The organism is Dactylosporangium sp. CS-047395 (assembly GCF_050942185.1).
In the GTDB taxonomy this organism is placed as follows: Bacteria; Actinomycetota; Actinomycetes; order Mycobacteriales; family Micromonosporaceae; genus Dactylosporangium.
Window position 1 is genome coordinate 9,648,418 of record NZ_CP192015.1, and the last position, 12,759, is coordinate 9,661,176.

Consider the following 12,759-nt stretch of genomic DNA (forward strand, 5'->3'; position numbering starts at 1 on the left):
GAGAAGCTTCGCCAGTTGCGCGAAGCGGCGTCGAAATCAGCCGAGCCGGAAGAGGCCGCTCCTACGAGCACGCCGTCGCCGGAAGTCCCTGCACCGGCACCGGTGAGCGACCCGGTGCCTTCGCCTTCCCCAGCAGCACGTCCGCCAGCGCCGACATCGAGGCCCGCGACGACGAGTACGTCGCCAGCAAGGTGCCCTTCGCGGAGCCGAGCACGTAAGGCGTGTCCAGGGCCACCGTCACCGCGGCCGTCGAGGACAGGTCGGCCGAGCCGCGGCCGTAGCCGATCAGGCGGACCTCCGAGCCGCCCTGGGTCACCACCTCCGCGCCCGCCGCGCGCAGGTTTTCCTCCAGCCAGCCGCGCGCCGTGTCCGAGCCGGCCGTGGTGACGCGGATCGGGCCGGTGACCAGGGGGCCGGAGCACTTGCCGCGGAAGACGGTGATCGCCCCGGCGGCTCCCGCGCGGGCGGCCTGCTTGCCCGACGGGCCGTCCAGGACGGTCGCGTCCGGCTTCGGTACCGTCGCCAGCCGCGCCTTCAGCGCCAGGATTCGCGTGGCCGACTCGATCAGGCGCTGTTTCGTGATGCGGCCCGACTTGACCGCTTCCAGCAGGCTTTTGTGCGCGGCGGAGAGGTTCGTCGGCATGAGGAGGATGTCGTTGCCGGCGAGGATGGCGCGCACTGCGGCCTCGCCCGGGCCCCACTGCTCGGCCGGGGCCATGTTCAGGGCGTCCGTGACCACCACGCCGGTGTAGCCCAGCTTGGTGCGCAGCAGGTCGACCAGCACCTTCGAGGAGAACGAGGCCGGCACCCCGGGATCGATCGCCTTCACGTCCAGGTGGCCGGACATGATCAGGCCGACGCCGGCGTCGCGGGCGGCGGTGAACGGGGGGAGGTCGGCGGACTCCAGGGTGGTCAGGTTCTGGGAGAGGACCGGCAGGGCGCTGTGGCTGTCGGTCGTCGTGTGGCCGTGGCCCGGGAAGTGCTTGACCGTCGCGGCCACGCCCGCCGACTGCAGGCCCCGGACCGAGGCGGTGACCTGGAGCGAGACCTTGGCCGGGTCGCTGCCGAACGAGCGGGAGCCGATCACGCCGCCGGGCTGGGTGCCCAGGACGTCGGCGTCCGGGGCGAAGTCGACGTTGAGGCCGATCGCGGCGAGCTCGGTGCCGGCCGCCTTCCACGCCGCCTCGGTGAGGGCCGGGTCGCCGGCGGCGCCGAAGGCCAGCGCCGAGGGCAGCTGGACGATGCCGTCGCGGAGGCGGGTGACCTGGCCGTACTCCTGGTCGGTGCCGATGAGCAGCGGCAGCCGGGCCGGCTGGCTCAGGGCCGCCTGCTGCAGGCCCGCCGTGAGCTTCGCGACCTGGGCCGGGGACTCGACGTTCGTGGTCTTGTTGGTGCCGGCGGTGGGGTCGTCGGCGCTCGACGAGACGAGGATGATGCCGCCCAGGTGGTACTTCTTGATGATCTCGGCGGGCGTCGACGCGCCGGCGTACGTGCGGTTGGCCGACGCCGAGCCCGAGGACACTTTGTCGGCCGCGTTCCCGTACGCGTACGGCATCAGCAGCTGACCGACGAGCTCCTCATCGGAGAGGCGGCCGGCCAGCGCGGCCGGGTCCTCCCCCGGCACCAGCGCGGACACCGGGCCGCTCTGGTTCGCGGTCGGGTCCTTGCCGTCGTCGCCGCCGCAGCCGCTCGCGAGCAGGGCGAGGGCGGTCAAGGACAGCAGGAGGCGACGCGCGGGACTCGGCACCGCCCTACTCAATCATGACCGCGCAATCGGGGTCGCTCACCCGACCCGGGTGAGCGGGGTCATCGGGACACCGTCGGCGGCGTGGCGGTACGGCTCCAGCTCCGCATCCCACGGCGCGCCCAACGCCTTCTCCAGGGTGTGGGCCAGCGACTCGTAGCCGCGGGCGCTCGCGACCAGGGCGCGCAGCCGGTCCTCGGACAGCACGATGTCGCCGTTGGCGCTGGTGGAGCCGCGGAACAGGCCGCGCCCGGGCACGTGCATGAACCGCTCCCCGTCCACGCCGGGGCTCGGCTCCTCGGTCACCTCGAAGCGCGTCATCGGCCACTGCCTGAGCGCGGCCGCGAGCTCTCCGCCCGTGCCGGTCGCGCCGGACCACGAGCACTGCGCCCGGCGGGCCGAGGGCTCGACAGGCTGCACCGACCACTCGAGGCGGACCGGCGCGCCGAGGACGCGCGCGATCGCCCACTCGACGTGCGATGACACGGCGAGCGGAGACGAGTGAACGTATATGACGCCACGCGTGGGCACGTAAGACCTCCTGGAGACCGAGGTGCGTCTTCCCCTACGACCTCGTGCTCCGGCGGTCATGCCAGGCTGTGCGGCGGTAACTGTTGGGACCAATGATGACGATGTTGAGCGCGGTGCGCCAGTGAAACAGCGACACCGGTCCTACGTTTTGTCCAACGGACGGATCATCTATCGGTTACTTGCCTTTTTTCAGCCCGTCCGAGCGGCTGTTACACTTTCTTGTCTTCCGTACAGCCTCGACAAGGAGTTCCCGCCGTGGCGAGCAACACCTCAAAGACCGCGCGGGCCTCAGTCCGCGCCGGTCAGGCCGGTGCATCCGGCGCCCTCAGTGTGCTGGGTGAGTTCAAGTACCTCATCCCGCTCAACAAGGGCAAGCACGTGTACGTGCGCAACCTGACCAACGGCAAGACCGTGCACCTGAGCACCACCTCCGACGCCTTCGCCGAGGAGATCCGGGTGCTCGCCGGGGCCGGCCACGCCGCCAAGATCCGGGCCGAGATCCAGGCCTTGGCCGCGGCCGAGCCGGAGCACGGCTGGGACGCCACCGAGAAGCGCCTCGTCGACGCGGGCGTGTTCGAAGCCGCCTGACGCCGGTTCTTCACCCGAACGCCGCCGGACCAGCTCCGGCGGCGTTCGGTTGCGTGATCAGAGTGTTATCGGAGTAGGCACGGGTGACAGGGGTAATCCGCGTAACTCCCGGGTAACAATCTTTCATGGGTACCGTCGTCGCCACGCCAGTCAGGCTCAAGGACGGCGCCCGCCTGTACAGCGTCCTGTACCCCGCCAAGGCGAGCACCATCTCGCGCCGGCCCATCACCGTGGTCTTCCTGCACGGCTGGACGCTCGACAACCGGCTGTGGCGCCGGCAGATCGCCGACCTGCCCGAGCGGCTCGGGGCGCCGGTCCAGGTGCTGGCCTTCGACCTGCGCGGGCACGGGCGCTCCGACGCCACGCACGGGACCACCGCCACGCTCGAGCAGCTCGGGGACGATCTCGCCGAGGTCATCGAGCAGGTCGTGCCGCGCGGGCCGATCGTGCTGGCCGGGCACTCGCTCGGCGGGATGGCGATCATGGAGTACGCCCACCGCCACGCCGCCTCCTTCGCCCGGCGGGTCGTCGGGGTCGTGCTCGTCTCCACCTCCGCCGAAGGCTCCTCGCGCACCAGCTACGGGCTCAGTCCGCGGCTGGCCCGGGTGATGCGCGTGCTCGAGGTGCAGGGGGCCGGGCTGCTCGCGCGGTCCGGGGCCTGGCGGCCGCACCGGCGGCTCATGCCGCTGCTCGCGCCCGGCGTGCGCTGGCTCGTCTTCGGGCACCGGGTCGACACGAGCTGGGTCGCGCTCACCGCGTCCATGGTCGGCAACGCCCCGCTGTGCGCGATCGGCGGCTTCCGGCCCTCGGTCGACCTGCACCACCGCGTGGAGACCCTGGCCGCGATGCGGGGGCTGCCGGTGGCCGTCCTCGTGGGTACCGCCGACCGCCTCACCCCGCCCGCCTGCGCCGAGACCATCGTGCGCGAGCTGCCCGACGCCGAGCTGCGGCTGTGCGACGAGGCCGGGCACATGCTGCCGATCGAACGCCCCGACTGCGTCACCGACGCCATCGTCTCGGTGATCAAGCGCGCCGCCCGCAAACCCCGCCGGCGGGCACCCCGGCAGCGCGCGCCGAAGGCCCAGGAAACCGCGATCACGACAGCGTGACGGTCACCCCGTCCAGGGTCCGGACGAAGCCGGCACCCAGCGCGGACGACGGCGTGTGCACTCCCGGTGCCACCTCACCCGCGAGGACCCGCTGGACCGCGCGCAGCGAAGCGTCGGCCGTCAGCGCGTAGGCGTTCGGACCGGTCAGCGTGGCGGTCCGGACGTTCCCGGCCGCGTCGCGCACCTCCGCCCACACCTCGCACCCCTGCGCCGCGCGCACCGCGTCCGACGGGCCGCCGCGGCGGACCAGGGCCCGGGCCGCCCGGCGCAGCGGGCCGAAGCGGAACAGCGGGGCGAGCCCCGAACCCGGGGGCAGCGGCATGTACACCGTGATGTCCGGAATACCCGTCGACCGGTACGCGGTGACGAGGTCGCCCCAGCGGGTCGCGCCGACCCGCCGCACACCGGAAGGGAACGGGACCGAGCGCGACGGCGTGCCGAAGCGCGTGGCCACCAGCTCCCCGCCGATCCGCCGGGCGGCACCGGCGCCCATTTCGGCCAGCGCTGTTCTCGCGGTACCGCGAGAGAGGCCACCGGGCGCCGCGAAGGCCAGTTCGAGCGCGACCGCGCCCGGCAGCTCGGCCGCGAGCAGGGCGGCCAGGCAGTCGGTCGGCACCACGTCGAACCCGGCCCCGGTGATCATGGCGACCCCGGCCTGCTTCGCGGCCGTATCCTGGTTGAACATCCAGTCGAACACGTCCAGCTCGCCGGTGATGTCGAGGTAGTGCACCCCGGCCCGCAGGCAGGCGGCCACCATCGGCGCGGCGGTCTCGGCGAACGGGCCGGCGCAGTTCACCACGGCCCGCACATCTTCCAACAGTTCCAAAGACGGAGCGCCGATCCGGTACGGCAAACCGAGCTCTTCCGCGAGCGCCCGCACGGTCCCCGCGGAGCGGCCGGCGAGGATCGGACGTTCACCGCGCGTCACCGCCAGCCGGGCGAGAAGTGACCCGCTGTAACCGTTCGCGCCGTACACCAGACAGCCCACGCTCAGGAATTTATGAGACGCTTACCGGGAACGGAAGCTCACAGGGGAGGGGTCCGGGTGCATCACATCGAGGTCTGGATGGGCACGCTGTCCCCGATCTGGGTGTACCTCCTGGTCGGGGCCGTGATCGGGATCGAGAGCATGGGTGTGCCGCTCCCGGGCGAGATCACGCTCGTCACCGCCTCGCTCCTGTCCGTGACGACCTCGGTGAGCCCCTGGCTGGTCGCCTCCTCGGCGGCCGTCGGCGCGATCGCCGGCGACAGCATCGGCTACGTGATCGGCCGGCGCGGCGGGCGTGCGCTGCTGGAACGCTTCGGCCGGCGGTTCCCCAAGCACTTCGGCCCCGAGCACCTGGCCAAGGCCGAGCGGGCGTTCAGCCGCTGGGGCGTGTGGGCGGTCTTCTTCGGCCGGTTCATCGCGCTGCTGCGGATCCTCGCCGGGCCGCTGGCGGGCGCGCTGCGGGTGCCGTACGGCAAGTTCCTGCTCGCCAACGCCTCGGGCGGCATAGTCTGGTCGTTCGGCACCGTGTTCGCGATCTACTCGCTGGGGCAGGTCGCCGAGAAGTGGCTCAAGGACTTCTCCTGGGTGGCGCTGGCCGTCGCCGTCGTCGCGGGCCTCGCCACCACCTTCTACCTGCGACGCAAGGCCGCCGCCGAGGCCAAGGCCATCCGCGAGGAGGCCGAGAAGGAGCCCGCGGCCACGCCGTGATCGAAACTGTCCCGACTGGCGAGTAGGCTTTCGGGGTTGTTTTTTCGCCGGGCGGCAGGAGTGGTGCGTTGAGCGACGAGGTTCGGGACTCGGAGATCGCCGCCGAGCAGTCGTATCTCGACCGGGTCTACGTGCGGCTGGACCAGCTGCGCATCTCCGCCGCCGAGGTCGAGAAGGCCGGGTACAGCCTGGCCCGGGTCGGCAACCACGGCGCCCTGGTCGAGCGGGACGCCATGGTGTACCACGCGGCCCGGCGCCGGCGCGCCCTGGAGAGCGAGCACGACGGGCTGGTCTTCGGCCGGCTCGACCTCGGCCCGGACGGGGTCTCCGGCGCGGACGCCGCGGCCGTCGAGCCGGCGGTGCCGGGCGGCGAGGTCCGGTACATCGGGCGGCTCGGCCTGCGCGACGAGGAGTACGAGTCGCTGGTGGTCGACTGGCGTGCACCCGCCGCGGCCCCGTTCTACCGGGCCACCCCGGCCGACCGGATGGGCGTGGTGCGGCGGCGGAGCATTCGCAGTACCAACGAAAAGGTCATCTCGATCGAGGACGACCTGCTGGATCCGGCGGCCGCGCCCGCCGACCTGGCCGTGATCGGGGACGGCGCGCTGCTGGCGAACCTGTCGCGGGCCACCGGCCGGGGCATGAAGGACATCGTCGCGACCATCCAGCGCGAGCAGGACGACGCCATCCGCTCCCCCGCGTCCGGGGTGACGATCGTGCGGGGCGGGCCCGGCACCGGCAAGACGGCCGTCGCGCTGCACCGGGCCGCGTACCTGCTCTACGCCGATCGCAACCGGTACGAGAGCGGGGGTGTCCTGGTCGTCGGACCGTCAGACGTGTTCGTGGGGTATGTCTCGCGAGTGCTGCCGTCGCTCGGCGAGGACACCGCGACCCTGCGCTCCCTCGGCCAGCTGGTCCTCGGCGTGCAGGCGACCCGGCACGAGCCCCCGGAGGTGGCCGCGGTCAAGGGTTCGCTGCGCATGCAGCGGGTGCTGAGCCGGGCCGCACGGGGGCCGGTGCCGGATTCCCCCGATCGTTTCCGGATGTTGTACCGCGGTGAGCTGCTCACCCTCGACAAGCACGCCCTCGACGAGCTGCGTCGCACCGTGCTCAACCTCGGCGTGAAGCGCAACGCGGCCCGGGCCAAGGCGGCCGGGCACGTGCTGGACGCCCTGTGGCGGCAGAGCACGGAGCTGCTCGGGTCGGGCCGCACCCAGCAGCGCGCCGAGTTCGCCTCGGACACCGCCGAGCGCCAGGAGTTCATGCAGTTCATGCGCGGCTGGTGGCCGGTCCTGCGGCCGACCGAGGTGCTCGGCTGGATGACCGACCGGCACCGGCTGCAGCGCTGGGCCAACGGCGTGCTGAGCAACCGCGAGATCGCCACCCTGGCCGCCTCGATCGACGTCGAGCACCTGTCCGTCGAGGACGTGGCGCTGCTGGACGAGCTGCACGAGTACCTCGGCGATCCCCCGGTCCGCAAGCGCGCCCCGCGCGACCCGTTCCAGGTGGCCGAGGGCGTGCACGAGGTCTCCACGTCCTACGAGCGCATGGCCGCCGCCCGCGCCCAGGCCATCGAGCGCCCCGACGACTACCGCGACTACGCCCACATCATCGTCGACGAGTCCCAGGACGTCTCCCCCATGCAGTGGCGCATGATCGGCCGCCGCGGCCCGCACGCCACCTGGACCATCGTCGGCGACCCGGCCCAGGCCGCCTGGAACGACGCCGCCGAGTCCGACCGCGCCATGGAGGCCGCCGTCGGCACCCGCCGCCGCTCCTCCTTCACGCTGACCACCAACTACCGCAACTCGGCCGAGATCTTCGCCGTCGCCGCCCGCGTGATCCGCGCGGCCCAGCCGGACCTGGAACTCCCGACCGCGGTCCGCTCCTCGGGCATCGACCCGGTCGAGACGGTCACCGAGGACCTGGCCTCGGCGGTGCGCGAGGCCGCCAAGACGTTGCTGGACCAGGTCGAGGGCACGGTCGGCGTGATCACCCCGACGGCCCGCCGCGACGAGGTGGCGGCGTGGCTGGACGGCCTTGACGGCCAACGCCTGCAGACGGTCGGCGCCCTGGACTCCAAGGGCATGGAGTACGACGGGGTCCTCGTGGTGGAGCCGGCCGCCATCCGCGACGAGGCGGAGACGGGCGTGCGCACGCTGTACGTGGCCCTGTCCCGCGCCACCCAGCGCCTGACCACCGTCGGCACCCGCCCGTTCTAGCGCGGGCGCCGACGGCGGTCATACCGCCAGGAGCTTGAGACTGTACTGCTGGATGTCGGCGTCCCGGGTCGCGAGCGTGAAGCCCTCGACCTGGGCCTGCGCGATGAGCATGCGATCGAACGGATCGCGGTGGATGAGCGGGAGCCGACCGGCGACGATCCCGTGCTCCGCCACGACCGCCAGCTGCCGGAAACCGCTGTCGCGAATCCGTTCCGGCAGATCCGCCGGCTGGAGCTTGCCGAGCGACTGCTTGATGGCCACCTCCCACGCGGTCACGGCGCTGACGTAGACCTCGGGATCGTGGTCGAGCCGATCCTTGAAGTCGCTGTCGAGCGTGGGATCGTCGGCGAGCCACCACAGCACGACGTGGGTGTCGAGGAGCAGGCTCACGAGTAGAAGTCCTCGGCGACCGCGGCGTTCACCTCGGGTCCGTCCCAGTCGTCGGCCAGGACCAGCCGACCGGCGAGGGATCCGCGGCCGGTCCGGCGAAGCTCACGGTGGAACGGCACGACCTTCGCGACCGGGGTGCCGGCCCGGCTGATGGTGATCTCCTCACCGTGCTCGACGCGGTCGATGATGCGGGACAGGTTCGTCTTCGCCTCATGGATGTTGAACTGGGCGGCGACTTCGGCCATGGCGACCTCCTTAGCTAAGAGGTTAGTCCACCCGGTCCCTGTTTGACGAGCGGGCGGTCAGCCCTTGGCGGCGCCGAGGGTGAGGCCGGCGACGAACTGGCGTTGCAGGGCGAAGAAGACGATCAGCGTGGGCAGGGCGACCAGCAGCGAGCCCGCGGCCAGCAGGTTGTAGTCGGTGAAGAACTGGCCGCGCAGGTTGTTCAGGGCGCTCGTCACCGGCAGTTTGTCGCCGGTGGAGATGAGGACCAGGGCGTAGAGGAAGTCGTTGTAGATCCAGGTGAACAGCAGCGTCGCCAGGGCGGCCAGGGCCGGGCGGCACAGGGGGAGGGTGACCTTCCAGTACTGCAGCCAGACGCCCGCGCCGTCCATCACCGCGGCCTCGGTGATCTCCGTCGGCAGGGTGCGCATGAAGTTGGACAGGACGAAGACGCAGAAGCCGACCTGGAACGCGACGTGGATGAGGATCAGGCCGGCGTAGGAGTCGTAGAGGGTGCCCGACTCGGAGACGAAGGCCGGGAGCGGGATCTGCTTGTACATCTCGTACAGCGGCGTCACCAGGACCTGCGGCGGCAGCAGGTTGCCGGCGGTGAACACCACGAGCAGCGGCAGCGAGAAGCGGATCCGCAGGCGGGCGATGCAGAAGGCGACGAACGAGGCCAGGAACAAGGTTAGGATGACGCCCGGCACCGCCACGATCAGCGAGTTGGTGAAGTACTTCGGCAGCTCCGCCGAGTCCCACACCTGGGCGTAGTAGTGCAGCGTGAGCTTGTCGGGCCAGGAGAAGTACCCCTTGCGGGACGTCTCCTCGTAGGGGCGCAGCGAGGCGTAGACGGCCAGGGCGAGCGGGGCCAGCCAGCCCAGCGCGACGATCATCAGGGCCGCGTTGAGGACCAGGCGTGCGGGTCGCAGTCTCATCGCTCCTCCCGCAGGATGCGCACGAGATAGGTGACGATGAAGCCGAGCGAGATCAGCAGCAGGATCACGGCGATCGCCGAGCCGAAGCCGATCCGGCTGGCCTCGCCGATGATGTTGTCGGTCACGAGCACGCTCAGCAGTTCCAGGCCGTTGCGGCCGCGGTTGATGGCGTAGACGATGTCGAACGCGCGCAGGCCCTCGATGACGGTGATGACCAGCACGATGATGTTGACCGGGCGCAGGGTCGGGAACGTGACCCGGAAGAACGTCTGGGCCTCGTTGGCCCCGTCCAGGGCGGCGGACTCCTTCAGCGCCGGGTCGACCGCCTTGAGGCCCGCCAAATACAGGATCATCACGTACCCGACGTGCCGCCACCCCACCGCGACGAGTACGGCCCAGATGTTGATCGACGGGTCGCCGAGGAAGTCGATGGGATTGCCCGTGCGGCCGAGGATGTTGTTCAGGGCGCCGTAGTCGCGGGAGTACACCAGCTGCGCGATGAAGCCGACGATCGCCAGGGACAGCACGACCGGCAGGTAGAGCGCGCTCTGGTAGAAGCGGCCGAGGCGCAGGCTCTTGTCCAGCAGCACGGCGAAGAACAGCCCGAGCGGGGTGGCGACGAGGCCCAGGAACGCCAGCCACAGCAGGTTGTGCCGCATCGCCGGCCAGAACGGCGGATAGACGTTGACGATGGTGTCGTAGTTCTTCCCGCCGACCCAGACCGGGTCGGTGACGCCGTTCCAGGACGTGAAGGACAGCCCGACCGAGGCGATCGTGGGACCCCAGATGAGCGCGAGGTCCAGCACGATCGCCACGCCGAGCACGACCGCGATGACGGCGCGGTCGCCGATGCCGAAGCGCTTGATCTTCACGACGTGAAGATGGTCTTCTTCTGGGCCTCGATGTTCTTCAGGAGGCCGTCGACGTCCTCGGGCTTGTTGATGAAGGTCTGCAGGGCCGGGATCATGACCTGCGAGGCGAAGTCCGGGCGGGTGTCGCGGTCGAGGAACTGCGAGATGTGCTTGGCACTGCTGATGAGCTCGGCGGACTTCTTCTGCAGCGCGGTGTAGCCGGAGGTGTCGGCGGTCTTGTTGCCGGCCACGTTGGTCGGGTTGCTCTTGAGGTACGCCAGCTCCGCGGGCCCGGTCGCCAGGTACTTCAGCAGCTCCTTGGCCCCGGCCGCGTTCTTGGGCTTGGCCGCCATCATGAACCCGTCGATCGGCGCCTCGACCGCGTCCTGGCCGAACTCCGAGTTGATCTCGGGGAAGGCGAAGAAGTCGAGGTCGTCGAGGTCGGCGCCGGTGAACTGCTCGCCGACGAAGGTGCCGCCGACGTACATGCCGGACTGCTTGTTCAGCAGCGACTGGGCCGCCTCCTGCCAGGTGCGGCCGTTGGCACCCGGCTGGTGGTACGGCAGCAGCCCCCGCCAGGTGTCGAAGACCGTCTTGAGCTTGGCGTCCGTCCAGGTCTGCTTGCCGGCCATGAGGTCGACGTGGAACTGGTAGCCGTTGATGCGCATGTTCAGGTAGTCGAACGTGCCCATCGCGGGCCAGCCGTCCTTGTCGGCGAAGGCGATCGGGACCAGCCCGTCGGTCTTCATCTTCTCGCACAGCGCCTTGAACGCATCGAGGTTCTTCGGGGCCGTGTAGCCCTTCTGCTGCCAGACGCTCTTGCGGTAGAACACGCCCCACGGATAGTTGTAGAACGGCAGGAAGTACTGCTTGCCGTCGGCGCCGGTCGAGGCGGCCTTCAGCGCGTCGGAGAAGTTGGACCCGACCTCGCTCCAGACGTCGGAGATGTCGCCGGCCAGGCCCTGCTGGGCGAAGAACTGCATCCGGTAGCCCGCGAACCAGCAGAAGACGTCGTCCGGATTACCCTGCAGGTACCGGTTGATGTTCTCCTGGAACGAGTTGTGGTCGACGGTGTTGACCTTGACGTTCTTGCCGTTGGTGTAGCCCGAGATGACGTTGGCCATCGCGGTCTTGGGGACGTTGTCGGAGTAGTTGGACCCGAAGGTGACTTCCGAGGTGGCACTTCCGCCGCTGTCGGAGTCGTCGCCGCACGCGGCGAGCAGTGACGTCGCCGCCACCCCTCCGAACCCGGCCATGGCGCCGCCCAGGACAGCACGACGGGAGAAGTTCATCGCTTCCTCCTCAGCAAGGCACAGAACCAAACGAGAACCTCCAGTACGGCGACAGTCCTCGGAAAAACGGACATTGTCAATGGATCTCAGCCCATGATCAGGTGTGATTTGCCGTGATCGATGACCCTTTGCCCGGAAACTTCATCGACACATGTCGGTAACGACCAGTGCTCTCAGGCCACCTGTCACCCACATATGGCTGTTCGAGTTTGTTGACTTCTGGTCGTCTAGGTTCGAAGCTGTACGCCATGCGAGCGGCCGAGGACTTCGACCGGGCCAGCGGGGCACGCCGACGTGCGGGAGACGTAACGTCTGCGTTGGAACCCGTTGTGGGTCCGGCCACTCGCGCAGCCGTGCTCACCCCCGCTGCGCCTGCGAAGGGAACGGCGTGATGCTCGCACAGCAACGGCAGGCGGCCATCCTGGATCTGGTCCGCCGCCACGGTGGCGTGCGCGTGAGCCAGCTGGTCCGCCAGTTCGGCGTCTCCGACATGACCATCCGGCGCGACCTCGAAGCCCTGGCCGACCGGGGATTAGTGGACAAGGTGCACGGCGGCGCGACCATCGCCGGGCCCGGCTCGACCGAGGAGCCCGGCTTCGACGCCAAGTCGGTGCGCCAGCGCAACGAGAAGGCGGCGATCGCCGAGCGGGCCGCCAAGCTCATCGAGCCGCACACCGCCGTCGCGCTGTCGGCCGGCACCACCACCGCCGCGCTGGCCGCGCACCTCGTCGACGTCCCGGGACTGACCATCGTCACCAACTCGATCCCGGTCGCCGACACCCTGTACCACGCCGGGCGCCCCGACCAGACGGTCGTGCTCACCGGCGGCATCCGCACCCCCTCGGACGCCCTCGCCGGCCCCGTGGCCGAGGCCGCGATCGGCTCGCTCAACGTCGACGTGCTGTTCCTCGGCGTGCACGGGATGAGCCCGCGGACCGGTTTCACCACCCCGAACCTCATGGAGGCGGGCACCAACCGCCTGCTGGTCGCGGCCGCCCGCCGGCTCGTGGTGCTTGCCGATCACACCAAATGGGAAATGGTGGGCATCGCGACCATCACCCCGCTGGACGAGGCCGACCTCCTCATCACCGACGTCGGGCTGGCCGCGGAGGCGCGTGTGCAGCTGGCCGAGCGCGTCGGTGAGCTCATCGTCGTGGACCCGAACGGTTAACCTGG

The 12,759-nt window shown here is 70.4% G+C and carries 13 protein-coding genes; 5 read left to right on the plus strand and 8 right to left on the minus strand.

The annotated features are described in order from the left end of the window. Positions 1 to 61: 61 nt before the first annotated feature. Positions 62 to 1,747 carry a glycoside hydrolase family 3 protein gene (locus ACQP00_RS45110; protein WP_433209405.1) on the minus strand — a complete coding sequence of 562 codons (1,686 nt, stop codon included), beginning with the start codon at positions 1,745 to 1,747 and terminating at the stop codon, positions 62 to 64. 36 nt (positions 1,748 to 1,783) lie between these two features. Next, on the minus strand, positions 1,784 to 2,275 hold the full coding sequence (locus tag ACQP00_RS45115) for a DUF3145 domain-containing protein (RefSeq protein ID WP_433209407.1): 492 nt from the start codon (positions 2,273 to 2,275) through the stop codon (positions 1,784 to 1,786). A 255-nt stretch (positions 2,276 to 2,530) separates the two neighbouring features. Here ACQP00_RS45115 and ACQP00_RS45120 point away from each other — a divergent pair, with 255 nt between their 5' ends. Continuing rightward, complete coding sequence (locus tag ACQP00_RS45120; RefSeq protein WP_433209410.1) at positions 2,531 to 2,863, plus strand: hypothetical protein; 333 nt, start codon at positions 2,531 to 2,533, stop codon at positions 2,861 to 2,863. 125 nt (positions 2,864 to 2,988) lie between these two features. After that, positions 2,989 to 3,972, plus strand: a complete 984-nt coding sequence (locus tag ACQP00_RS45125; RefSeq protein ID WP_433209413.1) for an alpha/beta fold hydrolase — start codon at positions 2,989 to 2,991, stop codon at positions 3,970 to 3,972. Here ACQP00_RS45125 and ACQP00_RS45130 read toward each other — a convergent pair. Continuing rightward, positions 3,959 to 4,960: a saccharopine dehydrogenase family protein gene (locus tag ACQP00_RS45130; RefSeq protein WP_433209416.1), complete on the minus strand. Its 1,002-nt coding sequence runs from the start codon at positions 4,958 to 4,960 to the stop codon at positions 3,959 to 3,961. The genes ACQP00_RS45125 and ACQP00_RS45130 overlap by 14 nt on opposite strands. Positions 4,961 to 5,017: 57 nt before the next feature. Between ACQP00_RS45130 and ACQP00_RS45135 the strand changes: the two genes are divergently transcribed. After that, positions 5,018 to 5,668 carry a DedA family protein gene (locus ACQP00_RS45135; protein ID WP_433050078.1) on the plus strand — a complete coding sequence of 217 codons (651 nt, stop codon included), beginning with the start codon at positions 5,018 to 5,020 and terminating at the stop codon, positions 5,666 to 5,668. A 68-nt stretch (positions 5,669 to 5,736) separates the two neighbouring features. Continuing rightward, entirely contained in the window at positions 5,737 to 7,890 is a 2,154-nt protein-coding gene (locus ACQP00_RS45140; RefSeq protein ID WP_433209419.1) for a HelD family protein, read from the plus strand. Between the two features lie 18 nt (positions 7,891 to 7,908). Here ACQP00_RS45140 and ACQP00_RS45145 read toward each other — a convergent pair whose 3' ends face one another. From ACQP00_RS45145 to ACQP00_RS45165, 5 genes are read right to left on the minus strand one after another with little or no spacing between them, the layout of a single operon-like run. Further along, positions 7,909 to 8,280 (minus strand): type II toxin-antitoxin system VapC family toxin, encoded by a 372-nt coding sequence (locus ACQP00_RS45145; RefSeq protein WP_433209422.1) that lies wholly within the window; start codon positions 8,278 to 8,280, stop codon positions 7,909 to 7,911. After that, on the minus strand, positions 8,277 to 8,525 hold the full coding sequence (locus ACQP00_RS45150) for a type II toxin-antitoxin system Phd/YefM family antitoxin (RefSeq protein ID WP_433209425.1): 249 nt from the start codon (positions 8,523 to 8,525) through the stop codon (positions 8,277 to 8,279). Before ACQP00_RS45150 ends, ACQP00_RS45145 begins: the two co-directional genes overlap by 4 nt. A 57-nt stretch (positions 8,526 to 8,582) precedes the next feature. Further along, entirely contained in the window at positions 8,583 to 9,440 is an 858-nt protein-coding gene (locus ACQP00_RS45155) for a carbohydrate ABC transporter permease (protein ID WP_433209428.1), read from the minus strand. Next, on the minus strand, positions 9,437 to 10,312 hold the full coding sequence (locus ACQP00_RS45160; RefSeq protein WP_433209431.1) for a carbohydrate ABC transporter permease: 876 nt from the start codon (positions 10,310 to 10,312) through the stop codon (positions 9,437 to 9,439). Before ACQP00_RS45160 ends, ACQP00_RS45155 begins: the two co-directional genes overlap by 4 nt. Beyond that, positions 10,309 to 11,583, minus strand: coding sequence for an ABC transporter substrate-binding protein (locus ACQP00_RS45165; protein ID WP_433209434.1), 1,275 nt, complete (start codon positions 11,581 to 11,583; stop codon positions 10,309 to 10,311). Before ACQP00_RS45165 ends, ACQP00_RS45160 begins: the two co-directional genes overlap by 4 nt. Before the next feature lie 391 nt (positions 11,584 to 11,974). Here ACQP00_RS45165 and ACQP00_RS45170 point away from each other — a divergent pair, with 391 nt between their 5' ends. Next, positions 11,975 to 12,754, plus strand: coding sequence for a DeoR/GlpR family DNA-binding transcription regulator (locus ACQP00_RS45170; RefSeq protein ID WP_433209437.1), 780 nt, complete (start codon positions 11,975 to 11,977; stop codon positions 12,752 to 12,754). The last annotated feature ends 5 nt before the right edge of the window (positions 12,755 to 12,759 follow it).